This window comes from Virgibacillus sp. MSJ-26 (assembly GCF_018918075.1).
GTDB lineage: Bacteria > Bacillota > Bacilli > Bacillales > Amphibacillaceae > MSJ-26.
Window position 1 is genome coordinate 157503 of record NZ_JAHLPW010000002.1, and the last position, 25852, is coordinate 183354.

At 42.4% G+C, this 25852-nt stretch carries 22 protein-coding genes; 17 read left to right on the forward strand and 5 right to left on the reverse strand.

What is annotated here, in order from left to right:
* Window positions 1–24 precede the first annotated feature (24 nt).
* The 5 genes from KQI49_RS01280 to argH all read left to right on the forward strand — a co-directional run bounded on the left by KQI49_RS01280 (window position 25) and on the right by argH (window position 6086).
* A complete protein-coding gene (locus KQI49_RS01280) occupies window positions 25–1125 on the forward strand; it encodes an extracellular solute-binding protein (protein WP_216486332.1) in 1101 nt (366 codons plus the stop codon).
* A gap of 339 nt (window positions 1126–1464) precedes the next feature.
* Window positions 1465–2568 carry an ABC transporter ATP-binding protein gene (locus KQI49_RS01285; protein WP_216486018.1) on the forward strand — a complete coding sequence of 368 codons (1104 nt, stop codon included), beginning with the start codon at window positions 1465–1467 and terminating at the stop codon, window positions 2566–2568.
* On the forward strand, window positions 2569–4254 hold the full coding sequence (locus KQI49_RS01290; protein ID WP_216486020.1) for an ABC transporter permease: 1686 nt from the start codon (window positions 2569–2571) through the stop codon (window positions 4252–4254).
* A gap of 55 nt (window positions 4255–4309) precedes the next feature.
* Window positions 4310–4705 carry a hypothetical protein gene (locus KQI49_RS01295; RefSeq protein ID WP_216486021.1) on the forward strand — a complete coding sequence of 132 codons (396 nt, stop codon included), beginning with the start codon at window positions 4310–4312 and terminating at the stop codon, window positions 4703–4705.
* Window positions 4680–6086 (forward strand): argininosuccinate lyase, encoded by a 1407-nt coding sequence (gene argH / locus KQI49_RS01300; protein WP_216486023.1) that lies wholly within the window; start codon window positions 4680–4682, stop codon window positions 6084–6086. The genes KQI49_RS01295 and argH overlap by 26 nt, the downstream gene beginning before the upstream one ends.
* 303 nt (window positions 6087–6389) lie before the next feature.
* Here the strand turns inward: argH and KQI49_RS01305 are convergent, their stop codons facing one another.
* On the reverse strand, window positions 6390–6560 hold the full coding sequence (locus KQI49_RS01305; RefSeq protein ID WP_216486025.1) for a YjzC family protein: 171 nt from the start codon (window positions 6558–6560) through the stop codon (window positions 6390–6392).
* 430 nt (window positions 6561–6990) lie between these two features.
* Window positions 6991–7740, reverse strand: a complete 750-nt coding sequence (hemQ, locus tag KQI49_RS01310; RefSeq protein WP_216486027.1) for a hydrogen peroxide-dependent heme synthase — start codon at window positions 7738–7740, stop codon at window positions 6991–6993.
* A gap of 196 nt (window positions 7741–7936) precedes the next feature.
* On the opposite strand from hemQ, the gene hemA reads away from it, so the two are divergent.
* From hemA to KQI49_RS01360, 10 genes are all read left to right on the forward strand, one after another.
* A complete protein-coding gene (gene hemA, locus KQI49_RS01315; protein ID WP_216486029.1) occupies window positions 7937–9250 on the forward strand; it encodes a glutamyl-tRNA reductase in 1314 nt (437 codons plus the stop codon).
* Between the two features lie 54 nt (window positions 9251–9304).
* On the forward strand, window positions 9305–10231 hold the full coding sequence (gene hemC / locus KQI49_RS01320; protein WP_216486031.1) for a hydroxymethylbilane synthase: 927 nt from the start codon (window positions 9305–9307) through the stop codon (window positions 10229–10231).
* A gap of 1 nt (window position 10232) precedes the next feature.
* Entirely contained in the window at window positions 10233–11009 is a 777-nt protein-coding gene (locus KQI49_RS01325) for a uroporphyrinogen-III synthase (RefSeq protein ID WP_216486033.1), read from the forward strand.
* On the forward strand, window positions 10999–11979 hold the full coding sequence (gene hemB, locus KQI49_RS01330; protein ID WP_216486035.1) for a porphobilinogen synthase: 981 nt from the start codon (window positions 10999–11001) through the stop codon (window positions 11977–11979). Before KQI49_RS01325 ends, hemB begins: the two co-directional genes overlap by 11 nt.
* Window positions 11980–12013: 34 nt before the next feature.
* Window positions 12014–13282 (forward strand): glutamate-1-semialdehyde 2,1-aminomutase, encoded by a 1269-nt coding sequence (hemL, locus tag KQI49_RS01335; protein ID WP_216486334.1) that lies wholly within the window; start codon window positions 12014–12016, stop codon window positions 13280–13282.
* Between the two features lie 31 nt (window positions 13283–13313).
* The gene (locus KQI49_RS01340; protein WP_216486037.1) at window positions 13314–13874 is read left to right on the forward strand and encodes a hypothetical protein; all 561 of its coding nucleotides are present in this window, start codon (window positions 13314–13316) and stop codon (window positions 13872–13874) included.
* A 221-nt stretch (window positions 13875–14095) separates the two neighbouring features.
* Window positions 14096–15130 carry a uroporphyrinogen decarboxylase gene (gene hemE, locus KQI49_RS01345; protein ID WP_216486039.1) on the forward strand — a complete coding sequence of 345 codons (1035 nt, stop codon included), beginning with the start codon at window positions 14096–14098 and terminating at the stop codon, window positions 15128–15130.
* Between the two features lie 166 nt (window positions 15131–15296).
* The gene (hemH, locus tag KQI49_RS01350; protein WP_216486041.1) at window positions 15297–16235 is read left to right on the forward strand and encodes a ferrochelatase; all 939 of its coding nucleotides are present in this window, start codon (window positions 15297–15299) and stop codon (window positions 16233–16235) included.
* Window positions 16232–17647 carry a protoporphyrinogen oxidase gene (hemY, locus tag KQI49_RS01355; protein ID WP_216486043.1) on the forward strand — a complete coding sequence of 472 codons (1416 nt, stop codon included), beginning with the start codon at window positions 16232–16234 and terminating at the stop codon, window positions 17645–17647. Before hemH ends, hemY begins: the two co-directional genes overlap by 4 nt.
* A 183-nt stretch (window positions 17648–17830) precedes the next feature.
* Window positions 17831–18838, forward strand: a complete 1008-nt coding sequence (locus KQI49_RS01360) for a nuclease-related domain-containing protein (protein WP_216486045.1) — start codon at window positions 17831–17833, stop codon at window positions 18836–18838.
* A gap of 246 nt (window positions 18839–19084) precedes the next feature.
* Here the strand turns inward: KQI49_RS01360 and KQI49_RS01365 are convergent, their stop codons facing one another.
* From KQI49_RS01365 to KQI49_RS01375, 3 genes are all read right to left on the reverse strand, one after another.
* Window positions 19085–20440 carry an MATE family efflux transporter gene (locus tag KQI49_RS01365; protein WP_216486047.1) on the reverse strand — a complete coding sequence of 452 codons (1356 nt, stop codon included), beginning with the start codon at window positions 20438–20440 and terminating at the stop codon, window positions 19085–19087.
* Window positions 20441–20775: 335 nt separating this feature from the next.
* Window positions 20776–21342 (reverse strand): uracil-DNA glycosylase, encoded by a 567-nt coding sequence (locus KQI49_RS01370; RefSeq protein WP_216486050.1) that lies wholly within the window; start codon window positions 21340–21342, stop codon window positions 20776–20778.
* 270 nt (window positions 21343–21612) lie between these two features.
* Window positions 21613–21993, reverse strand: coding sequence for a DnaA N-terminal domain-containing protein (locus KQI49_RS01375; RefSeq protein WP_216486052.1), 381 nt, complete (start codon window positions 21991–21993; stop codon window positions 21613–21615).
* Between the two features lie 475 nt (window positions 21994–22468).
* Here KQI49_RS01375 and nadX point away from each other — a divergent pair, with 475 nt between their 5' ends.
* Entirely contained in the window at window positions 22469–23248 is a 780-nt protein-coding gene (nadX, locus tag KQI49_RS01380) for an aspartate dehydrogenase (RefSeq protein WP_216486054.1), read from the forward strand.
* 590 nt (window positions 23249–23838) lie between these two features.
* A complete protein-coding gene (locus KQI49_RS01385; protein ID WP_216486056.1) occupies window positions 23839–25716 on the forward strand; it encodes a beta-N-acetylhexosaminidase in 1878 nt (625 codons plus the stop codon).
* Window positions 25717–25852: the final 136 nt, after the last annotated feature.

Sequence of the window (25852 nt, forward strand, 5' to 3'; positions counted from 1 at the left end):
AAAGGGGTAATTTTAGTGAAGGTTATGAAAAAGAGTTGGTTATTATTTTTAGGTATTGTTTTGGCGGCGCTGCTCGCTGGATGTATGGCGGGTGGTTCGGATGATGGAGATAATGATTCGGATTCGTCGGCACCGGATGTAGAAGATGATGAATTGGAAGAGAAGGTTGTTGTTTATTCGCCGCATGGAACGGATATTTTAACGGAGTTTCAGCAGCAGTTTGAGAATGAATATGGGATTAAAATGGAATTTTTAGATATGGGTTCTCAAGAAATTCTTGATCGTGTGCGTTCTGAGAAAAATAATGTTCAGGCTGATATTTGGTGGGGCGCGCCTCAAGTCAACTTTAATCAAGCGGCTGATGAAGGTTTATTAGCAGAATATGAACCGACTTATGCGGATACGTTAGACGATTTATACCGTGATCCGGACTGGTTATGGTCTGGTACGTCGATCACACCGCAAGTGATTATGTATAACACGAAGGAAATTGATGAAGACGAGGCACCGAAAGATTGGGATGACCTGCTTGATGAACAATGGAAAGATGACATTATTATTAGGTACCCACTCGCTTCAGGTGGGATGCGGACGATTTTCTCAGCGATCATTTATGATGATTACAAAGATAGTGAAGACCCGCAGGCAGGTTATGATTGGTTAGAAAAGTTAGATGCCAATACAAAGGAATATTCAGCGAACCCAGAGATTATGTATAACCAGGTTGCTAAAGGGGTTGGAAATGTTTCGGTTTGGAATATGCCTGATACGGTTCAGTTAGCTGAGGAAAAAGATTATCCATTTGGGTATCATATTCCTGAAAGCGGTACACCTGTGATCACGGAAGGAATTGCAGTCATTAACGACGCACCACATCCAAAGGCAGCTGAAGCATTTTATGAGTTTGTGAACACACCAGAAGCGGCCAAATTATTAGCTGAAGAATATTACCGAATTCCAACACGTGACGATATCGACGAACTACCAGACTGGATTGAAGAGACTGAAGTCATTCCAATGGAACTCGACTGGGAGCTCGTTGAAGAAAAGCAAGACGAATGGATGGAATACTGGGATAACAATATTAAGAGTACAGATAAAGATAAGAGTGATGAGGAAGAGTAATATGTTGTAATTTTGTTTGAGTAGACAGAGGTTGGGACGAACTTGCTTTATAGATTAAATGTCAAATTTAACAACTGCAATAACTAGCGCTACGGAAATATACTCCGCTTTCCGCGGGCGGCTAATGAGCCTCCTCGAGCTACGCTCTGTGGGGTCTCATCGAAGCCTTTGCTCCCGCAGGAGTCTACGTATATTTCCTACGCTAAGCAAGTGCTATATTAACTTAGAGTAGAGAACAGTGGTTAGTGATGTCTCAACCCTATTTTATATAGATGGTTTGGTAAGTATTTGCAGTGGATTAGCAAACCCCAAGTTTTATAGAGGAGAGGTTGTTGTTTCATGTCAACAGTTTATTTATCTAATATTACAAAGCAGTTCGGTAGTGTGACAGCAGTCAAGGACTTAGATTTAACGATCCAAGAGGGAGAATTTTTTACATTTTTAGGCCCGAGTGGATGTGGTAAGACAACAACTCTTCGCATGATTGCTGGCTTTTACTACCCGACGACTGGAAAAGTAAAATTTAATGATCGAGATATGACAAAAGTGGCTCCTGAGAAAAGAAATACGGGCATGGTTTTTCAGAACTATGCCCTCTTTCCTCATATGACTGTATTTGAAAACGTCGCTTTCGGATTGAAGGTAAGGAAACTTAAGAAACCCGTCATTAAAGAAAAAGTCACGGATGTGCTTAAAAAAGTTCGGCTTGATCAATTTATTGATCGTCAAGTGAGCCAGCTTAGTGGCGGACAACAACAGCGTGTCGCCCTAGCGAGAGCACTTGTCATTGAGCCGGATATTTTACTTTTAGATGAGCCGCTTAGTAATCTCGATGCTCGTTTACGTGACGAGATGAGAAATGAAATTTTAAGGTTGCAACGTGAATACGGGATTTCCATGGTTTATGTAACACATGATCAAGTCGAGGCTTTATCAATGAGTGATAGAATTGCTGTCTTTAACACAGGCGTGTGTCACCAGGTAGGCACACCGACGGAAATTTATAATGAACCCGTCAATGATTTTGTAGCCAAGTTTATTGGTGAAACAAACTTGTTTCCGGTGACATTTGAAAAAGATGTTAACAATCAATCAGTCTATCATTCTGAAAAAATGGCTGACTCTTTTTATGTTAATAAAACGCAGCTGAATATTGCGGAGTATGATGAAGCAGATCGGCTTGCTATTTCAATTCGTCCTGAGGTCGTTCACTTAAGCGAGGAACCAGTTGAAGGGAAGAATGTTTATCAAGGGGAAGTGTCACTTGTTCAATTTACAGGTGAATCTGTACATACCTTTGTGAAAGTGAATGAGGACGTCACTTTTAAAGCAACAGATTTGAATCGCGGTCCGAAAACTTACTTGAAAGAAGGTAGTCACGTCTATATTTTGATTCCTGAAGATCAAGTTCGCATTGTGCCACAGTCGGGGAGTGATCAATAAATGTTAAATGCAGAACGTAGACGAACATTATATTTATTAATCCCTGTTCTTATTATTTTACTTGGTTATGTTCTTTATCCGACGATTGAAACGTTCTTAGAAAGTTTGCGAAAAGATGGTGTCTTTTCATTAGAAAACTATAAAGATTTCTTCGGATCGAAAGCGGCAGCCAATTTTGAGGCATTGTGGAACTCGGTCTATATTTCATTGCTTTCCGTATTTTTTAGTGCACTGATTGGAATCCCGTTAGCGTTTATTTTTAATCGCTATGATTTTCCTGGGCGTCAATTTTTCTCTAATATTGCCATTATGCCGATCGTGCTTCCTTCACTTGTAGGGGTTATGGCGTTCATGTTTTTATACGGAGAAGCTGGTCTTGTACCGAATGCGATTAAGGATTTATTTAATTTATCGAAGGTGCCGTTTAGTATTGGCGGGGTGTCTGGAATTTTACTTGTCCACGCTTATACGATGTATCCTTACTTTTATATGACGACATCTTCTGCTTTAAATAATATTGATCCGTCGCTTGAAGAGGCGGCAGCCAATTTGGGCTCAAGTAAATTTAGAGTCTTTTGGAAAGTAACATTCCCATTGCTGACACCAGGAATTGTTGCTTCTGCTTTACTAGTCTTCATGGTTTCCATGGCATCATTCAGTGCGCCGTTTTTATTAGCGGGTGGTTACCGAGTGCTCAGTTTACAGATTTATTTTTCTAAAATTAATGGCGATCTGGAAATGGCTGCGACTCAGTCGATTATTTTATCTGCCGTCTCGATCGGATTTTTATTATTTATGCGTTGGTATGAAAGTCGTAAGGATTATCGTATGGCGAGCAAAGGAATTGGTGCTCACCGGAGTGAAGTGAATAACCCTGTATTAAAGTGGACGATGGTGACGATTGGAATTTTAGCGATGATCGTATTGTTACTACCACATGCGACACTGTTGTTATTATCGCTTGTGCCTGACGGGGCCTGGACGTGGCAAACATATCCAACGGCTTTCAGCTTGGAAAACTTTAGACTCCTATTTGATACGCCGCATATTTGGGATCCGGTTAAAAACAGTTTAATTATGACGGTCATTGCCTGTGCTGGGGTGTTCGTGTTCGGTCTGATTACATCGTACACCTTAGTTAAACGTAAATTCATTGGGAAAAATTTACTCGATATTCTCGTGATGGTTCCTTGGGCATTACCTGCAACGGTTGTCGGGATGAATCTTATTTTAGCTTTTAATGAACCATCTGTCTTTTCATTTGGAAAAATTCTAGTAGGGACGTTTTGGATTTTACCACTTGCTTATTTCATCCGCTTTCTACCATTAGTCGTTCGCTCGACGAATGCGGTACTTAATCAGCTTGACGATACGATTGAAGAAGCGGCCCAGAACTTAGGCGCGAAATGGTTCTATACGTTTAGAAAAGTTATTATTCCGATTATTTTACCAGGTGTTTTAAGTGGAACGCTGTTAGCCTTTGTGCAAGCTGTCGGTGAATTCCCGACATCTGTCTTACTCTACACATTAGGAAACCGACCGATTTCTATTGAGATTATGAACCAATTAAGGATGTTCAACATGGGGCAAGCGGCTGCTTACGGAATGATCCAAGTCGGGCTCATATCGATTGTGATGTTTATTACGTATAAATTCTTTGACGTGAAGGCGGAGAATACGTTGTAGATTGGTAGTTTTGAGATGACGGTGTTTGAAGGAGCGGTGATATGGACTTGGTTTAGTGAGTGTGGCAGTGGCTCAGGCTGGAGCGATTGTCGCTCGAACGGGACTCTTTCTCGCTCGAGTCGAGCAGGCTGCCGCTCGACTGAGAGTGACTCCCGCTCGAGTTGAGGTGGAATCCGCTCGACTTAAGGCCATTGCCGCTCGAGTTGAAGCGTTTCCCGCTCGACTGAGAGTGACTCCCGCTCGAGTTGAGGTGGAATCCGCTCGACTTAAGGCCATTGCCGCTCGAGTTGAGCAGGCTGCCGCTCGACTGAGAGTGACTCCCGCTCGAGTTGGGATGGAATCCGCTCGACCTAAGGCCGTTCCCGCTCGAGTTGAAGCGTTTCCCGCTCGACTTAATTTTATAATTAGAAGAGGTGCATTATACAATGTTTACATCGAAAGAGGAATTTGAGCAGCGAGATGGGGCTCAATTTCCTGGTAAAGTATTTAGCGAAACCTTATTAAAACCTATTTTCTATGATCAGAAAGAGCATTTATTTGATGCAATGTTTATGATTCATAAAGCACACACGAAGATGCTGGCTGAACAAAAAATATTGACTGAAGATGAAGCCGCAACGATTTTACATGGTGTTGAACAGGTTGAAAACATGGATCGCGATACCATCGAATACCATGCTGAATATGAAGACTTATTCTTTTTGGTCGAGTCTCGCATTGGTGAAATGATTGGCGATGAACTGGCAGGAAAAATGCATATTGCAAAAAGTAGAAATGATATGGGCGAAGCGATGTACCGGATCGTTTTACGAGATTATCTTGATAAAACGATTGAGCATGGAGAAAATCTAGCGGATTCCTTACTCTATCAAGCAGAGCAACATGTCGAAACGATTATGCCAGCCCATACTCATACGCAACCAGCTCAGCCGACAACCTTTGGTCACTTTTTGCTGGCTTTATATGATAATTTGAAACGGGATGTTGAGCGTTTGAAGCAAGCCTATGAGACGGTGAACCAGTCTCCAATGGGTGCCGCAGCAATTACGACGTCAGGTTTTCCAATCAATCGTGAGCGCATGGTCGAGTTGTTAGATTTCGATGGCTTAATTGAAAATTCCTATGATGCGATTGGCAGTGGGGATTATTTAACTGAAGCAGCTCAATCATTAATTAGTCTAATGACGAACATGGGGCGCTGGCTGCAGGAATTTTTAAGAATGTCATCGAAGGAAGTTGGCCTGATTAAAGTGTCTGATGCTTACGTTCAAATTAGCAGCATTATGCCACAAAAAAGAAATCCTGTTTCCATTGAACATTCGCGCTCAATAGCGAGTAGCGCTGCTGCGGAAGGAATGGCAGTTATCCATATGGTTCATAACACACCATTCGGTGACATTAATGATACCGAGGATGATTTACAACCGCATTTTTACTCAGGATTTAGTAAAGCTATTCGTGTCTTACGTTTGATGCAAGCTGTCATTACAACGATGGAGTTTGATAAAGACCGAGCCTACCAACAAGCGCGGGAAAATATGATTACAATTACAGAACTTGCTGATATCTTGGCACGCGAGTATGGCGTATCATTCAGAAAAGCGCATCATCAAGCAAGCGTTATTTCAAAGAATGCGGATGACGTAGGGAAAGAATTGTATGAGCTATCTGTGGACCAGGTCAACAAATGGCTGGAAGACGTAACGCTTTCAGAACAAGACTGGAAAGAAATTGTTGATCCTTATTACTTTGTTGACCGACGTCGGGTGACAGGGGGAACAAATCCAGACGTTGTAAGGAAGATGATTGAAAAGAGGAAAAATGTAAAGTAGAATTTCTTAGCTGGAAATAGATACGAAACGGAGAAATGGGCATTTCTTTATGGTGAAATGCTCATTTTTTGTATGGCATGACAGAGGTGTCATCTGGTACTGTTTTGATCAAGTCGGCTGTTCGCCGCCCTTCTAAAGATAGGTAATACCCATTTGAAAGTAGCGCGGCAATCATCTTTGGGTCGCACAGCACAATCACTCCAAATTATACATCATAAAGAAGTGTGTGTGGAAAGGTATAATTAAACGAAAAGCCCTTAGCTCAGGGGGGAGAGCTAAGGGCTTTTTTAATGGGAGAGTCTGTTAAGATTTTACCCAATAAGCAGCATCGTTACTGCTTGGAGAAGGTGGAAAGGATTCGCCTTTCTCGATATCAATAGTAGTGTTGTCGCGTGAACCACCGTTAACTAGACTGTCCACTTTGAACTTTCTAGTTTCGGGTGCTGTCTCGGCTATCTTGTACTTTTCTGCCATGATATCCACCTCCAAAATGAGTTTGGGAGAGTGAAAATCTATTATTCTCACTCATATTTTTAATATGCCCGGTTTTTGATAGAATTAAACCATTTTAGAAAAAATATTTTAAAATAGCGCATAGAAACCGGGGAAGACGTAGCATAGCCGTGATTTAATACGCATAGACCGTGGTGAAGACGCATAGCACTTGAAGAATACGCATACCCTCCCTGGAAAGCGGAGCGTCCCCAAATCCAGGTAGGCTGCTGAGGTTATCGTCCCTAGAGCGTAGTCTGTCCTCAAATTCAGGTAGTGTATTATGGTTAACCGTGATCAACGACGCATAGACCGTCGAAATGCAGGCCGCATACTCTTTGACCGGAGCCGCCACCTCTAGATTTCTGAAGAAAGCCACTCGCACAAAATCTGCGAGCGGCTTCTGTTAGATTTATATATTAAATAATTCTTTTAAGTCACCTTTGGCTAAATGGTTACCGACGAAAAACTCCCCGAATTCTCCGTAACGGGAGGTGGCGGTATCAAAGCGCATTTCGTAAACAATTTTTTTAAGTTCGAGTACATCGTGGGCAAATAATGTGACTCCCCACTCCCAGTCGTCAAATCCGATTGAGCCGGTAATGATTTGTTTGACTTTGCCGGCGTATTTGCGGCCAGTTAAGCTGTGTTCGTACAGTAATTTTCCGCGTTCTGCTTTTTCTAAGGTGTACCAATTATAGTCGCCTTCGCGTTTGCGGTTCATTGGATAAAAAGAAATATGTTCATATTTCGGTAATATTGGTTTTAAACGTGCTTGCGTTTCTGGTAATGTTTCGGGATCGACCCCGTCTTTTTGTGGGCGATATTTTGCAAGTTCCACCACGGAGACGTGTGAGTAAGACGGAACGAGAAATTCTGCCATGGTTGTTTTGTTTAAGGCAGTCTCTGCTGCTGCTAGTTCATTCATTGTAGGTCTGAGAATCATGAACATGAGGTCTGCTTTTTGACCGACCATATGATACAGACAGTGGCTACCATTTTGTTCTTCTTCCACTATTTCCCATGAAGAAAGTAATTTTTGTAAATCATCCATCGCTTGTTGCTGTATTTTTTCTGATGCTTGTTTCCATTTGGTCCAGTCAATCGTTCTTAAATCGTGCAGACTGTACCATCCATCCATTGTTTCGACTGCTTCTACCATATTGTCATCTCCCTTTTAATTTTTTGTATTTACACGCCCACTATATCATAAAAAATCAGATGTAACCGAAATTTAAGTAATTGTTCATACTCCGTTCACATTTATATGGCTCCGATGTGTTAGACTATGAAAATGAGAGCTAATATCATGTTAATTTCCATTATCAATTAGCTTCAATCAGAGGAGTAGATGTGTCATGCATATTATTAAAGTAGGCCTCGACTATCAGAACGCGCCTCTAGAGATCAGGGAAATCTTAACATTCTCTGAAAGTGACGTAGTGGAGGCTATGCAGAATTTAAAAACAAAAGATCTTATTCTGGAAAATGTAATTGTTTCAACATGCAATCGAACCGAAATCTTTGCGGTGGTTGAAGACATTCATAGTGGCATTGACTCCGTTCACGATTTTTTAATGAATTGGTTTAAGGTGACAGAGGATCAATTTGTGCCTTACGTTCAGTCTTTGGTGGATGATGAGGCTGTAGACCATTTATTTAAACTGGTGATCGGACTGGATTCCATGGTGATTGGTGAAACTCAAATTCTCGGGCAGGTAAGGGATGCTTTTTTGACTGCCCAGAGCAATGGGACGACCGGTACACTTTTTAATGAATTGTTTAAAAGGGCGATTACTTTTGCGAAGCAGGCTCATAGAAATACCGCAATTAGTGAGCAAGCTGTCTCAATTAGTTATGTTGCTGTAGAACTAGCGAAAAAAATCTTTACTAACATTCAAGACAAACATGTTGTCATTTTAGGAGCTGGTGAGATGGGGGAGCTAGCTCTTAGAAACTTGCAAGGAGCGGGTGTAAGGCAAATTACCGTGGTTAACCGGACACTGGAGAGAGCGAGAAAAGTAGCTGAACCATTCAATGCATCAGCAGTTCATATGGGCCAACTGCTGCATGTGCTGCGCGAGGCGGATATTTTAATTAGCTCGACGGGATCTGATGAACCGGTATTAACGAAAGAATCCTTGCAGCCTCTTCAAAAGGAAAGACGAGGAAACCCACTATTTCTCATTGATATCGCCGTTCCAAGAGACATCGATCATTCTGCAAAAGAGTTGGATCATGTCTATTTATACGATATCGATGATTTACAGAATGTGGTGGACAAAAACTTGGAAACACGGCACAAAGCAGCCGCTATAATTGAAACACAGATTGGATATGAGTTATCCGCATTTAGTAATTGGGTGGCTATGCGTGATGCTGTACCAGCAATTAGAGCATTAAGGGAAAAATCACTAACGATCCAGGAAGGAATTTTGCACAGTCTTTATCGTAAAATGCCTGATTTGACAGAAAGAGAAATTAAATTATTAGAAAAACATACGAAAAGTATTATCCATCAACTTTTAGAAGAGCCCATTAAACATGCGAAAAAGATAGGCGAAAACAATGAAGGTCGGGAAAAGATGCTGATTTTTAAAGATATTTTTGGTCTTCATATCAAAGACGAATCAACGCGGTTAGATCAAGCTGAATGCCCGCCACAAAATTAAGCTGCCTAAACCGCTCGTATATCGAAGAGACCGAATTAATAAAGGAGGCTAAAAGTGCGCCAACTCATCGTAGGTTCACGTAAAAGCAAATTAGCGTTAATCCAAACGAAATGGGTGCTAGCGGAGCTGAAAAAAGCTGGCATCCAAAATCCGATTCATATCAGAGAAATCGAAACAAAAGGTGATAAAAATTTAAATGTATCCCTGCCTAAATTAGGTGGGGGAGGTGTTTTTCTTGAGGAAATTGAAAAAGACCTTCTTGATGAGCGGATTGATTTTGCCGTCCACAGTTTAAAAGATATACCGGTCGAGTTGCCTGGTGGCCTAGAGGTCACGTCCATTCCAGTTCGAGAGGATCCACGAGATGCTCTGTTAAATCGGGATGGTCAGAGTCTTATGGAATTACCTGAAGGGGCTGTTATTGGCACAAGTAGTTTGAGGCGAGCGGCACAACTAATGAGACAACGGCCAGATGTTCAAACGAAATGGATTCGTGGTCCAATCGATTCTCGCATTGACCAAATGTTGGCTGGTGATTTTGACGCGATTGTGTTGGCGATGGCTGGGTTGAATCGACTAGGGATTGGTCAAAATTTTATTGCCGAATGTTTACCCTCTGATACATTTGTTCCGGCGATGGGGCAGGGGGCGCTGGCGATTGAAAGTCGTGAAGCTGACGAAGAGGTTCGCGGGATGTTAATGAAAATAAATGATGAAGCGACGGAAAAAGCTGTCATAACTGAAAGAGCTTTTCTAAGCTCCTTTGATGAAGGCGAGCAAGCTCCGATTGGAGGATATGCCTATATCGACGAAGGTGTCATTTATTTACACGGGATGGTCATTGATGCAAAAGGACAAAAAGTTGTCGAGCACGAAGCGTCAGGCAAGGATCCCATGACCCTAGCTCAAGAGGTGGCGGATGTATTAATTGATCGGGGAGCGCTTGATATTATTGCTGAAGTCAAACAGGAGATGCAATAACATGACAATTCAATTGAAAAATCAACGCATTCTGGTGACGCGGAATGAACCGAAAGCGAGTGAATTTGCCCAGCAGATCACTCAGTACGGCGGTCAAGCAGTGGTCACGCCGTTAATTAAAATTGATTGTCAACACCAATTTATCGGCCACCTTGAAGCATACGAGTGGATTGTTTTCACAAGTGCGAATGGCGTCAGATGCTTTTTTAAGAATGTGGAAAAAGCCGGTAAAGTTGATAGGTTGGCCGCCGCCCGTTTTGCAGTGGTCGGTCCGAAGACAAAACAAGCGCTACAAGCGTTTGGGTATCACGATGAGTTTATTCCGAGTAGGTATGACGCGAAAACGATGGCGCCTGAATTTCTAGAAAAATATCAACCAACAGGTCGAGTGTTGCTCGTGCAAGGACAATTATCTCGTCCGATTTTAGAAGAGGCTTTACAAATGGAAAAAGTACCGTTTGATAGTATGAAAGTCTACGATACGGTGACGAATGGGGAGGCAAAAGCCCAACTCAAAGAATTGTTGGCGAGGTACCCACTTGATTTTATAACATTTATGAGTCCATCCACAGTGGATGCTTTTGTTGAATTAACTGGGGAAACCGGGGGCGAAATTCAATCACCAATTGTCTGTATTGGCACGACGACGGAAAAACGTGCTCGTCGTCACGGATTCCAAACAATCCTTGTCCCAGATGAATTTACAATGGAAGGGATGATGGAAAAAATGCATGAATATATTACTGACATTGAGAGAGGTGAATCTTATGTTGAATAATCAATTTAAACGGCATCGACGCTTACGTACGTCACCAGCTATGCGCTCTTTGGTGCGCGAAACTCATGTGACGGTTGACGATTTAATTTATCCTTTGTTTGTCGTTGAAGGGGACAATATAAAAAACGAAGTACCATCCATGCCTGGTGTTTTTCAATTGTCTTTAGATTACTTGGCTGACGAAATGAAAGAGGTCATGGAGCTCGGCATTAAGGCGGTCATGTTATTTGGCGTGCCAGAAGAAAAAGATGAGACAGGAACAGGCGCATTTTCAGATCACGGGATTGTTCAGGAAGCAACCAAATTAATTAAACAGGAAGTGCCTGACTTATTGGTAATCGCTGATACATGTTTATGTGAATATACGTCACATGGCCATTGCGGTGTCATTGAGCACGAGGACGTCGTCAATGATGCGTCGCTGGAACTGTTAGCTAAGACGGCCGTGTCTCAAGCAAAGGCTGGAGCTGACATCATTGCACCATCCAATATGATGGATGGCTTTGTCATCGTCATCAGGCAAGCACTAGATGAGGCAGGCTTTGAACAGATTCCCATCATGTCTTATGCCGTCAAATATGCTTCTGCTTTTTACGGGCCATTTCGCGACGCGGCAGATAGTACCCCGTCATTTGGTGACCGGAAAACGTATCAAATGGACCCAACCAATCGCTTGGAAGCTCTACGTGAAGCAGAATCAGATGTCGATGAAGGAGCTGACTTTCTTATCGTCAAGCCGGCTTTAGCTTATTTGGATATTGTGAGGGAGGTTAAGGATAACTTTAATCTTCCTATCGTCGCTTATAACGTAAGTGGTGAATATGCGATGGTCAAAGCCGCTGCCCAGCAAGGGTGGATTGACGAACAAGCAATCGTTATGGAAAAATTGACCGCCATGAAGCGTGCGGGTGCGGATTTGATTTTGACTTATTTTGCAAAAGACGCAGCAACTTGGCTGCAAAAATCATAGGAATGGAGTGATCAGGTTGGACTTTACAAAATCAATGGATGCTTATAAAGAAGCGGTAGATTTAATGCCAGGTGGTGTGAACTCACCCGTTCGAGCGTTTAAATCAGTGGGCATGTCACCTATTTTTATGGATCATGGTAAAGGATCGAAAATCACTGATATCGATGGGAATGAGTATATCGATTATGTCCTTAGTTGGGGGCCGCTCATCTTAGGTCATGCGGATGACCGTGTGATTGATAGATTAAAAGACGTGGCGGAAAAAGGCACAAGTTTCGGAGCCCCATCGCTTTTAGAGAATAAACTTGCAAAACTCGTGATGGAACGTGTCCCGTCAATTGAAATGTTGCGGATGGTCAACTCGGGTACAGAAGCAACAATGAGTGCCTTAAGACTTGCTCGAGGCTACACGGGACGAGATTTGATTTTGAAATTTGAAGGAAATTATCACGGTCATGGAGATTCACTTCTAATTAAAGCCGGGTCAGGTGTGGCGACGTTAGGCCTGCCAGATAGTCCGGGTGTGCCAAAGGGAATCGCAAGCAATACAATTACCGTGCCATATAACGATGTGGAAAGTGTTCAGTATGCTTTTGAAGAGTATGGCGACAATATTGCCGCAGTTATCGTTGAACCGGTATCTGGAAATATGGGCGTCGTGCCTCCTGTTGGCTCATTTTTACAAGAGTTAAGAACAATCACTGAGAAACATGGGTCGTTACTTATTTTTGATGAAGTGATGACCGGATTCCGTGTCGGCTATCACTGTGCCCAAGGATATTTCGACGTAACCCCAGATATCACTTGTCTTGGTAAAGTGATTGGCGGCGGTCTACCTGTTGGGGCATATGGTGGTAAACGTGACATTATGGAACATATTGCCCCGGCCGGGAATATTTATCAAGCCGGGACGTTGTCAGGCAATCCTCTAGCCATGGCGGCTGGGTTTGAAACATTAAATGCATTGACTAAAGAAGATTATGAGCACATGAATCAAAAGATTGATCGACTCGTTGCAGGTTATCAAAAAGCGGCGGAGGACAACGACATCGCTCTTCAAGTGAATAGAGCGGGTTCTATGATAGGTTTTTTCTTTACCAATCAAGACGTCATTAATTTCGAAACGGCTCAAAGTTCAGATACCGAGCGGTTTGCAGCCTATTATCGTGGCATGATCGAAGCCGGTGTATTTCTACCACCATCCCAGTTTGAAGGTCTCTTTTTATCCACGAGCCACACGGATGAAGATATTGAGAAAACCATTCAAGCTGTTGAAAAAGTATTTGCATCACTTAAGAAATAAGAGTTTCTATTAATTTAAGGTATTCGGATTTTTGTGTGAAAATATAAGAGGGAAACCCATTTTAGCGAATGGAATATGTGAGACTCCTAAGAGAGGTAAGGGCGCCATTGAAAAAGTGCTTCAACGTTATGGTATAATCTCCAACAGATTTTTGGATTTTACAAATACACTACCTGGAATATGGATAAGCAGCCAATCCAGGGAGGCTAAAGCAAGTACACTACCTGAAAAAAGGTTCAGGAGTAAATCCAGGGAGGCTAAATCAAGTACACTACCTGAAAAAAGGTTCAGGAGTAAATCCAGGGAGGCTAAATCAAGTACACTACCTGGAATAAGGTTCAGGAGTAAATCCAGGGAGGCTAAATCAAGTACACTACCTGGAATAAGGTTCAGGAGTAAATCCAGGGAGGCTAAAGCAAGTACACTACCCGGAATAAGGTTCAGGAGTAAATCCAGGGAGGCTAAATCAAGTACACTACCTGGAATAAGGTTCAGGAGTAAATCCAGGGAGGCTAAAGCAAGTACACTACCTGGAATAAGGTTCAGGATCCAATCCAGGAGGGCTAAAGGGGATGTATTAGCCGAAATGTAGTGTGGAAATAATTTAGAAGACTTTTTCAGTGTCCTCGAAATAAGAGCGACGTGAGCCCCTCCTAAATTAGCGTAGCTCACATCGCGGAGGCTCATCACGAAAGAAGAATATAGTTCAATTCTTCCTAGCCCGTGGAAAGTTAGTATATTCCATGAGCGAGTTAATACCCAACTTATCTACCTGATTTTCCGAGTACACTTATTTTGTAAAGGATGACGAACATGTCGATTTTGAAAAATGATACGATTATTCGCGCCTATCATGGCGAACAGACGGATTATACACCAGCCTGGTATATGCGCCAGGCCGGGCGTTCTCAGAAAGAGTACTTAGAGATCCGTAAAAAATACACCTTATTCGAGATCACTCATAATCCTGAAATCTGTGCTTATGTCACAAGATTGCCCGTGGAAAATTATCAAAATGATGCGGCCATTTTATATAAAGATATTATGAGCCCGTTACCGGCAATGGGGATTGATGTTGAGATTAAGTCAGGCATTGGCCCTGTTATCGATAATCCCATTACATCAGTAAAAGATGTTGAAGAATTAAAGGAGTTACATCCGGAAGAAGATATCCCTTATGTATTGGACACAATCAAACTCTTAACAGAAGAGCAGTTGACTGTACCATTAATCGGTTTCAGTGGGGCCCCGTTTACGTTGGCCAGTTATATGATTGAAGGAGGACCGTCCAAAAATTACAGTAAAACAAAAGCGTTCATGTACACGAATCAAGAGGCCTGGTTTAAGTTAATGTATAAATTAGGCGAGATGATCATCGATTATACGAAGGCTCAAATTGATGCTGGAGCGGCTGCCATTCAAATTTTCGATTCATGGGTGGGCGCATTGAATGCATCCGATTATCGCTATTTTATCAAACCAGTGATGGAACGAATCTTTTCTGCATTAAAACCAATCGGTGTGCCACTTATCTTATTCGGCATCCATGCGAGACATTTATTATTAGAGTGGAATGACCTGCCCGTTGACGTGATTGGTCTTGATTGGCGGACTTCAATCGCGGAAGCACGAGAACTCGGTGTCACTAAAGTATTACAAGGCAATCTCGATCCGACCATTCTGCTTGCTGATTGGGAAATAATTGAGAAGCGGACGAAAGCAATCTTGGATCAAGGGTTGGCTGACGGGAAACATGTCTTTAACTTAGGGCATGGTGTGACGCCAGACGTGAAACCTTCGACATTAAAGCGGTTGACGGATTTGGTGCATACGTATTCGAAGAGATAGCTCGGCGTGTGTGGTTAAGTTAGGCTGACACTGTGGCGTTTTATGGAGCATGGGGGTTAGCCGTCGTTGGATTAGGGGTAGGATGTATCGTTGGCTCGATTTAGTTGTGAAAGGTATGGTTTATTGATTGATTTTTATAAAATTTTTTTGAAATAGAGGTGCGGGAATGAGTAAGGAAAAAGTTGGATTATTGGTGATGGCGTATGGGACGCCTTATAAAGAGGAAGATATTGAGCGTTATTATACGCATATTCGGCATGGGAGGAAGCCGTCTCCGGAGGCGTTACAGGATTTAACTGAGCGTTATCAGGCGATTGGTGGGATATCGCCGCTTGCCGAGATCACTGAGGCGCAGGCGAAGGCGCTTGAGGAAAAATTGAATGAAGCCCAAGATAAGTACGAATTTGAAATGTATATTGGTTTAAAACATATTGAACCTTTTATTGAAGATGCGGTTGAATTGATGGCAAAAGCGGGAATCAAGCGTGCGGTTTCGATTGTGCTCGCACCTCATTATTCTACATTCAGTGTTAAGTCGTATAATGGCCGGGCTCAGGAAACGGCTGAGGAGCATGGCATCGCGCTTACGTCGGTTGAAGATTGGTACGATGAGGAAGGGTTTATCGAGTACTGGTCTGACAGCATTCTTGCTGAATACGAAAAAATGACGAAAGACGAACAGGATGAAGCGGTTCTGGTTGTGTCAGCGCACAGTTTGCCTAAGAAAATTTTACAAGATGGTGATCCGTACACAGACCAGCTTGCTGAAACGGCGAGGTTGATTTCAGAGAAAACGGGGATTAAAAATTATGAAATTGGCTGGCAAAGTGAGGGGAACACGCCTGATCCGTGGATCGGTCCTGACGTGCAAGATTTGACGCGGGATTTATATGAACAAAAAGGCTACCAGAATTTTGTGTATGCGCCTGTTGGCTTCGTTTCCGATCATTTAGAAGTGTTATATGATAATGATTATGAATGTAAAGTTGTTTGTGATGAGCTTGGCGCTGGCTATTATCGTCCCGAGATGCCGAACACTGATCCGCTTTTCATCAAGACTTTGGCAAAAGTGGTGCTGGATCAAGTGACACGTGATCATTCATGAAAAATATAGTTGTTGTCGGCGGTGGCATAACTGGTTTGACTGCTGCTTATTATTTGAAAAAAGAAATCAAGCGTGCGAGTTTGCCTTATGAAGTGAAGCTCGTTGAGGCAAGTGAGCGGTTAGGTGGGAAAATTAACACGGTGCGCCGGGAAGATTTCGTGCTGGAAAGAGGGCCGGATTCTTTTCTAGAACGTAAAAAGCCAGCAGTGAACTTGGTAATGGAACTCGGATTAGCGGATGAACTCGTTCGTAATAGTACAGGTCAAGCACGTGTGCTGGTCAATGAGAGGTTATACAATATTCCACCGGGTTCTTACATGGGAATCCCAGTGAAGGAAGACGCTCTTGATGGGGCGGATTTAATATCAGAAGCGGGCAAACAGCGGGTAAAAGAGGAGTTGACTGTTCCTAAAGGGCCTGCGCTGTCCGACCAGTCATTGGGGTATTTTTTACGGAGGCGTTTTGGTGATGAGTTGATTGAGAATCTGGTCGAGCCTCTTTTATCAGGGATTTATTCCTCTGATATTGATGAGATGAGTTTGATGGCGTCGTTCCCGGCGTTTTATGAGTTGGAGCAGTCTTATGGCAGTGTGATTCAAGGATTAAGGGCAACATTGCCGACCGGTCAAGCTAGCACGGGTAAGCGAAAGGGACAATTTCTAACATTGCGAAATGGCTTGGAAACGTTGGTGGAAAAGCTTGCTGACGAGCTTGGTGATGACACGGTCATGCTGAATACGCGTGTGGAAAAAGTTGTTAAGAAAGAGGACGAGGACGAGGGCAAGGGCGATTATGACTTGCGCTTGGGCAATGGTGGCAGTCTGCATGCGGATGCGGTGGTGATGACGATTCCTCATTCCCATTTGCCGAGAGTGTTTGAGGGGTATCCGTTCTTTTCGCCGTTTGAAGATATGCCGATGTCGTCCGTCGCCAATGTTGTGCTCGCTTTTGACGAGTCAGCGGTTGAAGGAGGTCTTGACGGGACCGGATTTGTGGTGTCCAGAAATAGTGATTTACGCATGACCGCTTGTACATGGACACACCGCAAATGGCCAACAACGACCCCGGATGGAAAGGCGTTGTTGAGGACCTATGTCGGCAAGCCAGCTGATCAGGGAGTAGTCGATATGTCTGATGAAGAGATAGTGAGTATTGTTCGCACCGAGTTGGAAAAAATCATGGGAATAACAGATGCACCTGAATTCACGATGGTGACCCGGTGGCGCGATGTCATGCCACAATACACGATCGGCCATGTTGAACGATTGGAAAAAGTACGCCGTGAATTGAGTGATAGGTTGCCCGGCGTTTATCTGGCCGGCAGTTCCTATGAAGGTGTCGGCATTCCCGATTGTATTGGACAGGGGAAAGAAGCGGTTGGAGACGTGTTGGAGTTTTTGAATATAGGGTGAGATTATGAAATTAAAGAACCCAGATGATAATAGTATTCATCTGGGTTATCGTTTGTCTTAAGAATAAATCAAGTTTCTGAACAAATCGACTCAAAGACATAAGGGAAAAGTTTGACAAACATTTAACTTGCACTATTCTAAATTTTATGACTTAATAAAGATGAATCAAAAGGAGGATGAAAATTGAATGTAACAAAACGCACTAAAGATTTTAAATTACTAGGTATCGAGGCACTCTTTCGTCAGGTCAAGCCTTTCATGCGCAAAGACAAACGCTTACGACAAGAATTGTCCAATCGTACTGCCGGTTATTATGGCGAAAAGAACTTGGACTATATGCTTCGAACTTACCCTCACAGCAGCGCACACGCCCTTTCAGCTATCCGCTTAAAACATAAAAATTTCGACTTTCAGTTAGATACTGTTATTTTGACAAATCAACGTCACGTTATTCTAGAAACCAAAAACTGGGCAGGTGAACTTGTATATGATCCATCATTACGACAATTGGTTCAACTACAGGCAGACAGAAAAATTCGCTATCCTTGCCCGATTGCTCAAGCAGAAAAGCAAAAGCGAAATTTAAATGGCTGGTTTCTTGAAAATGATTTACCTGTCTTGCCGATTGAAACGTTTGTCGTTATTAGCAATGCTTCGACTATTCTTTCAAATCCTCAACAAGATCAACTCTTCTCAAAGAAAGTTCTTCATGTCGACCTTCTACATGAAAGATTAGATACACTTTTTCCATCAAATACAAGAAAAACAGCGCCATCTAGCTTGTTATATAAAATGTTTCACTTTATTCAAGCGCAAAGTTTTCATCGCTTTGAAGATATTTTACGTAAAAGAAATATTACTCAGGCACAACTGATCACTGGAGTCTCATGCGAAAAATGCTGGCAGCACCCCATGATCAGACAGGCGCGTAATTGGCATTGCATCAAATGCGGACACGTCGATAGAAATGCTCATATCCAAACAGTTTATGACTACTTTCTTCTTAATGAAATGAAACCCGCAACAAACGGTGAAATCCGTACTTTCCTTAATGCGCCCAATCGTAAAGTCACATACAATCTATTGAAAAACATGAAGCTAAAGATGAGCGGCTCCCGGCGCCACACACTCTATCATCCGCCCCCACTCGAGCAGTTTCCACAAAATTCAATTTTACCAGATTGGTCATAGAATCGTCTGAAAGGCTATAGAATATTTTAACGGGCTATACAACTGCACGAAAGGCTATAGAAATATTTAAGAGGCTATAGAACTGCACGAAAGGCTATAGAAACATTTAACGGGTTATAGAACTGCATGAAGGGCTATAGAAACTTTTAAGGAGCTATTCCCCCACTGCGCGTTGCTAGCCTTTTTGCAGAAAAGAAAAGCCGTCACCTTATACGGAGCAGGTGCCCGGCTTTTGCACGACGCTAATCATTCCATTTGTTTCCCGACAAAAAAGGTTTTTTCCATAACGCCTTTTCTTGCAAATACTAGAATGAATATTGCTACAAGTGCTTCGGCGGCTGGGAGTGCGAGCCAGACGCCGGCATCGCCGATGAGTTTCGGTAAGACGAGCAGCATCAAAATGAGCAATACGAACCCTCGAAAAACGGTAATGTAAATGGATGGTTTCACTTGGCCGATGGATTGATAATAGGTCATATAAACAAAGTTGATGCCCATAAATAGGTAACCGAGGAAGAATAATTTCAGTACTCTGGCGGCGAGCCCCGCGATCTCCTCTGATTCCACACCGAATATAGCGACGAGATAATCCGCTCCGAAATAGCCGATGGCGAGGAAGAGTACGCCGAGGCTGAGACCCGTTACCTCAGCAAGCTTGATCGTCTTTTTGATCGAATCATCCCGCTGGGCGCCGTAATAATAGCTGACGAGCGGTTGAATGGTGGAGCCGATGCCGATAAAGGCGAGAAACATAAACACGTGCAAGTAATTAATCACTGAAAATGCGGCGAGTCCAGCTGTGCCAAGGTAATAGGCCGCTGTGATATTGTAGCCGATAACGAAAATGCCCATGCCGGCTTCCGATAAAAAGCTTGGAAAACCAATAATGCTTAGCGACTTAACCTCTTGCCAATTCCACGCGAATTTCTCCAGTTTTAAATTAGAGCCCTTCTTAAAGAAATGAAGCGTGTAGACGAGCAGGCCAATTAACGTGGCGAGCACGGTTGCAATCGCTGCACCTTTAACTTCAAGGCCAAGGATGAAAATCATTACGTAATTTAAGCCAATATTCAAAACAGCTGACACGACGAGCCCAATCATCGCAAGCTGCGGGTCGCCATCGTTCCTGACAAAAATACTCAAACTCGTTTCAAGCGATAAAATAAGCGCGGAAATAAACAAAATTTGCATGTAGTCAATGACATACGGTAGCGTCTCCGCGTTCGCCCCGAATACATACGCCAACCGTTCCATATTGAAATAGCTCACGCCTGATATGACAACGGTCACGACGGTGATCAGCACCATCGATAACGTAAAAATTTTCCGTGCTTTCGGTGCATCATTCCGTCCCATCGCCATCGAATAAAGCGTGCCGCCGCCCATACCGATCAGCAGGGCAATCGAAATAATCACCGAAAACACCGGCACCGCAATATTCACACTCGCCAGCGCCACCGATCCCACACCGTTTCCGACAAAAATGCCATCGATCACAATATTGACCGACATCAACATCATACCGAGCAATGTCGGCAGGAAATATTGGAAGAAACTCTTCACTACAGATTGCGTTTCTAATTTATGTGTCACCGAACTCATCTTAATCGCCTCATTCTTGGGAAAATCGATATAAATGCTTTCTTCCTATTTTACTCGAATCGCGTAAAGAAAGTCTATCCAATCGATGCGAGGTAACGGCTGGTCATGGTTAGTGCCAGGCTTTTAAATAGCAGTGTAAATCGAAAATTCTATAGGGTCATGCGAGAGGGCTATAGAATTTTTTAACGGGCTATAGGTGCGGATGAAAGGCTATAGAAAAATTTAACGGGCTATAGATTGCGGATGAAAGGCTATAGAAATAATTAACGGGCTATAGATCTCGACAAAAGGCTATAGAATTCTTTAAGGGATTATAGGAAACTTTAAATAAATCATTATTTCACTCGATCTGCGACTAACTGAAAGTCCTTCAAAAAATAGTTCCACAAATTCGGCCGGCGTCTTACGGCTAGCGGATGATAGGCGACTGTTGTTGGTACGCCGCGCACGTCATGCCACTGGCCCCGCAATGATTTCACGTCTGCATTTTTATCTTCAAAAAATGACTGAACTGATACATTTCCCATACAGAAAATAAGCGAAGGCTGCATTTCCGCTAATTGTTCATTGAGATGGCGCATACAAATTTGGCGTGTTGCCTCTTTATCATATTTTCGCGTCGGTTTGCGTTTTAAAATGTACGTGACATATAGGTCATCCATTGTGAGGTCAACTTCATGCGCAGCTTTTTGTAATGTCTGTCTTGTCCCGCATACAAATTCGTTCCCATCACGGTTCTCACGCGCGCCTGGATTATCCAGGATAATCATGACATTTGCATCAGGATTGCCTTCACCCCAAATCATGCGTGAGCCATGTTTATAGAGCCCGCAATTCTGGCAGTTTTTTTCTTCAGCTGGCGTTGGGTCTTCCGGCCACATGACTGGGCAGAATTCAGACATGTAATATCCTCCTAAATAAATACCATTTTAAATAAAAATATCTGAAATTTAGTAAGATGTTGGTATAATTATTGTTGATCTATCATATTTTACTATGCCCTTTTAAATATATCTATAATCATTCGACACTAGAGGATTTGTCTAAAGGAAGATTTAATCTATGTTCCTTCCTTTCTTTCTATGTGCCCGCATTCGTGTACATGAACCGGTAAAAAGAACGACTTTCCAAATGAGAGAATCGAACTAGAATGAAGGTCGAGTTTTTTTTAATTAGTGATCATCATTTATTCTAGCTTCCAAGTCTTGTACTCTAGCTTCTAAACTCTTAATCTTAGATAAAAGGTCAGTCATAGTAAGTGAATGGCTACGTTCGTTATTTTGATATTGCGAATAACGAGAGTCGAGCCGATCTTTAACAATAAAACTAACCGTCCATTCCTCTCCAGTCAGATCTTTTAGCGTGTCCTCAATCAATGTTGAATATCTTTCTCTAAGCCAATCCCTCTGAAACTCATTTGCGGCAGTTACAGTAAAAACACCATTTTCAACATCATGTGCCTCCGTATCCTTTAACCATGTATCATAACTAGGCGCTGATAGTTGTTCTTTTAAACTTTGTAATACGTCCGACCAAAGTTGCTTAGCCTCCATAAAAATCTCTCCTTATCCAGATGGAATAATGAATCATTCTATCATATTTTTTGGTGCTGAACTAGAGGTATTAATAGATAAACTAATATGGCTCATTTTAGTATTCTGCATGAATAGGAACTATCTGAACTAGGGAGATTGCTAGTCGATAAGTGATACCTATTTTTAAGGACGTGGAAAAGCTGTCCAGTCGGTCGATAACCACTCCCGGTCGCGCAGCCTTCGCCTCAAGTCGCGCACCAATCGGTCTAGGTCGCGCGCCATCTGGCTCAGGTCGCGCAGTACATGGCCCAACTCACGCCGCCTCCGCTCCAACTCGCGCACCAATGGGTCTAGGTCGCGCGGCATCCGGTCTATGTGGCGCAGCCCCTGCCCTAGATCAAGCAGCGACCTGCACCTCCCCACACCACCCTTCCAATCTCCCCAACCTTATGCCACAATAAAGATAGTCATATTGATAAGGGGGAGACCAACTATGAATATTGGAATTATCGGGGCAGGGGCGATTGCCAACTTCCTACTTAAAGAGATTAATCAAAATGAAGCGCCAAATTTACAAGTTAAAAGTGTCTTTGTACGGAACCGGGAAAAATATCAATCACTTGAGGAGCAATTTTCCATCAACCTGTATACCGACATGAACGATTTCATCAACTCTGACATTGATATCGTGGTGGAAGCGGCGAATATTGAGGCAGTGAAAGCCCATTTGCCAACCGTATTACAGAAAAAGCCGGCAGTCCTGATTAGTATTGGGGCTTTAGCTGATGCGCCGTTTCTAGAAAAAATCATCCGACTCACAGAGCAATATGGTAACCAGGTTCATTTACCGTCAGGCGCAGTAGGCGGTTTGGACCTCCTGCAAAATGCACATGCTTTAGGTACAGTAACAGATGTCGCATTAACGACGAGAAAACCAGCAAATACGCTCATTGATGAGCAAGTCAGCGAAGAGGTGATTGTGTTTGAAGGCAAAGCGGCGGACGCGATCACGCAATTTCCAAAAAATATTAATGTTTCCATAGTCTTGTCACTTGCCGGTATCGGTATGGACAAAACAGGCGTCACGATTATTGCTGATCCTCATATCGATAAAAATATTCATCAGGTTAACATCAAAGGAGATTTTGGTGAAGCATCGTATACAATAAAAAACAATCCCCTGCCTGAGAATCCGAAAACGAGTTATCTCGCAGCAATGAGCATATTAGGCACTCTAAAAAGACTCATTCACACCATCCATATTGGCAACTAAACTATTAAACTAGCAGAAAACATATCAAAAATAGGATCAATTCTTCACAAGCGTTGATCCTATTTTATAGTTTCACTACGAATGTTTTTCTTGAAAATATACTAGAAAATACGATATCCATGTCGAATATAAAATGTTATTTCAAAAAAAACCACTCAAAAAAACATTTCTTCGTGTAATTTTTATTATGTCCACATAATTCATCCACCAATGACATAACCATTTAACAAACATCTCAAAATATGACACTATCAACTGTTGTCTCCTTAATTAAAAAATAAAACCCCACCAAACTATATATAAAAACATCCATAAATACCATTACTAACAAAACGAAAAAACATATTTTTTAGATATTTCGTGATATTCTATTTCATTTTCAAGCAACCTGTGCTACTATATAAATGAATTATCTGTGTTACAACAGAGTGAGATAAAAATACACTACAGATTTCCACACATAAAACTCACCTGGGCTTCCATCAAAAATTAATTACACATGACATTAAAAAGCTATTAATCTGTTAATAGCAATTATTTTCTACTGAAAAGTAAGCGCTATCAAAAAGAGCAAATAGGGGGTTTACTGCATGAAGCTTCATATAACAGGGGAGACGCAAACTCTAGAAAAAGGAATCGACATTTTATCCCATGAATTAAACTTTACAAGAAGTAACAACGGCCATCCCATTCATATCGCACAACAAAACGGTCCACTCACGATAAAAAACGATCATAACCAAGGCAAAATAACTTTTCAAGAGCCGATTCACTTTTACCGGGGCTTAGGTTTATGGATTGAAAATTATCAAAAACAACAGACCTTCGACATCACGGAAGAACCTCAATTTAAAATGAACGGGGTGATGTTGGACGCATCCCGAAATGCCGTGCTCACAGTTGGCGGAATCAAAGAGATGCTCCGAAAAATGGCTATTATGGGACTAAACACATTAATGGTTTACACAGAAGATACATATGAAGTAGAGGATTATCCTTATTTTGGCTATATGCGCGGACGTTACACGGAAAAAGAACTAAAACTATGTGACGAATACGCAACCCATCTAGGGATTGAGATGATACCGTGCATCCAAACACTCGCTCACTTAACCGAAGCATTGAAATGGAATTATGCAATTGAACTCAGAGATACAGCTGATATTTTACTAGCCGGTGAACAGAAAACATACAACTTCTTAGAAAAAATTATCAAAGCAGCTTCAAAGCCCTTCAAATCAAATCGAATACACATCGGAATGGATGAGGCCCATCAACTCGGCTTAGGAAAATACCTAGATAAACACGGATACGAGGAACGTTTCTCCATTATGAACCGGCATCTCAAGGAAGTCGTGGCCACTACGAAAAAGCTTAACCTCAATCCAATGATCTGGAGCGACATGTATTTTCGCCTAGGATCCAAGCGAGGCGCGTACTACGATCTCGAAGCTGAAATTCCGGAAGACGTCATCAAGTCGATCCCTGATGCCCAGCTTGTTTACTGGGATTATTACCATACAGATGAAGACTTTTACCAGACATTTATTCAAAAACATAAGCAGCTCAAATCCGGTCCCATTTTTGCCGGTGGTGTCTGGACTTGGAATGGCATCTCACCCAATTACGGAAAAGCAATAGCGACGACCGAAGCCGCTATGACGGCGTGTAAAAAAGAAAACGTTCAAGAAACTTTCGTCACTATGTGGGGCGATAATGGTGCCGAGACACCGTGGATTACCGCACTCCCCGTCCTGCAACTATATGCCGAGCATGCTTATTACAAAAATGTAACGTCAGACCATGTGGCTGAGCGTTTCAAGTTTTGTTGTGATGGTCAGTATGACGACTTTATGGCACTGAATCAACTTGACGAAACACCCGGTGTGAGTGAGAACAATTTACACGAATCCAATCCATCCAAACTATTATTATGGCAAGATCTATTAATTGGTTTATATGATAAAGATATGCAAGGCCTCCCGCTTAATAACCATTATGCCGAGCTGACCGCCAAGCTGAAACAAGCCAAACAAGCCAATCCATCTTGGACCCTGTTATTCGACTTTTACCAGCAATTGGCGGATGTTTTATCCATCAAAGCAGAATATGGCATAAACTTAAAAGAGGCCTACGACACCAACGACAAAACAACAGTTGAACACCTGAAAAATCAACTCGCTGACCTAAAAACGCGTATCAACTCGTTACGTAAAAAACACCGCACCATTTGGTTTACCCTGAATAAACCATTCGGTTGGGAAATAATTGAAATTCGCTATGGCGGCGTATTAGCACGAATAGACACAGTCGAACATCGATTACACCAATGGCTGACAGGTAACATTGACACACTCGAAGAACTGGACGCAGAACGCCTCCCCTTCGAAGGCCCCTACCCAATGCCAGACGGTTCATTAGGAAGGAATCTCTATCATAGAATAGTCACAGCCGGAAATTTATCTTAACTGGAAAAACCCAAGACGTAGCCTCGTCTCGATAGGAACCTATCGAGAAAAATGACGATAATCGAGACGAGACCTGCTACGGCTAAACCCATATCTTTTAGATTAGTTTTGCCAATTTTATAAATAGTTTTAAATG

Coding starts and splice junctions, on each gene's coding strand:
- KQI49_RS01280 (WP_216486332.1), top strand. CDS start 25: ATGAAAAAGAGTTGGTTATTATTTTTAGGTATTGTTTTGGCGGCGCTG.
- KQI49_RS01285 (WP_216486018.1), top strand. CDS start 1,465: ATGTCAACAGTTTATTTATCTAATATTACAAAGCAGTTCGGTAGTGTG.
- KQI49_RS01290 (WP_216486020.1), top strand. CDS start 2,569: ATGTTAAATGCAGAACGTAGACGAACATTATATTTATTAATCCCTGTT.
- argH (WP_216486023.1), top strand. CDS start 4,680: ATGTTTACATCGAAAGAGGAATTTGAGCAGCGAGATGGGGCTCAATTT.
- KQI49_RS01305 (WP_216486025.1), bottom strand. CDS start 6,560: ATGGCAGAAAAGTACAAGATAGCCGAGACAGCACCCGAAACTAGAAAG.
- hemQ (WP_216486027.1), bottom strand. CDS start 7,740: ATGGTAGAAGCAGTCGAAACAATGGATGGATGGTACAGTCTGCACGAT.
- hemA (WP_216486029.1), top strand. CDS start 7,937: ATGCATATTATTAAAGTAGGCCTCGACTATCAGAACGCGCCTCTAGAG.
- KQI49_RS01325 (WP_216486033.1), top strand. CDS start 10,233: ATGACAATTCAATTGAAAAATCAACGCATTCTGGTGACGCGGAATGAA.
- hemB (WP_216486035.1), top strand. CDS start 10,999: ATGTTGAATAATCAATTTAAACGGCATCGACGCTTACGTACGTCACCA.
- hemL (WP_216486334.1), top strand. CDS start 12,014: ATGGATGCTTATAAAGAAGCGGTAGATTTAATGCCAGGTGGTGTGAAC.
- hemE (WP_216486039.1), top strand. CDS start 14,096: ATGTCGATTTTGAAAAATGATACGATTATTCGCGCCTATCATGGCGAA.
- hemH (WP_216486041.1), top strand. CDS start 15,297: ATGAGTAAGGAAAAAGTTGGATTATTGGTGATGGCGTATGGGACGCCT.
- hemY (WP_216486043.1), top strand. CDS start 16,232: ATGAAAAATATAGTTGTTGTCGGCGGTGGCATAACTGGTTTGACTGCT.
- KQI49_RS01365 (WP_216486047.1), bottom strand. CDS start 20,440: ATGAGTTCGGTGACACATAAATTAGAAACGCAATCTGTAGTGAAGAGT.
- KQI49_RS01370 (WP_216486050.1), bottom strand. CDS start 21,342: ATGTCTGAATTCTGCCCAGTCATGTGGCCGGAAGACCCAACGCCAGCT.
- KQI49_RS01375 (WP_216486052.1), bottom strand. CDS start 21,993: ATGGAGGCTAAGCAACTTTGGTCGGACGTATTACAAAGTTTAAAAGAA.
- nadX (WP_216486054.1), top strand. CDS start 22,469: ATGAATATTGGAATTATCGGGGCAGGGGCGATTGCCAACTTCCTACTT.
- KQI49_RS01385 (WP_216486056.1), top strand. CDS start 23,839: ATGAAGCTTCATATAACAGGGGAGACGCAAACTCTAGAAAAAGGAATC.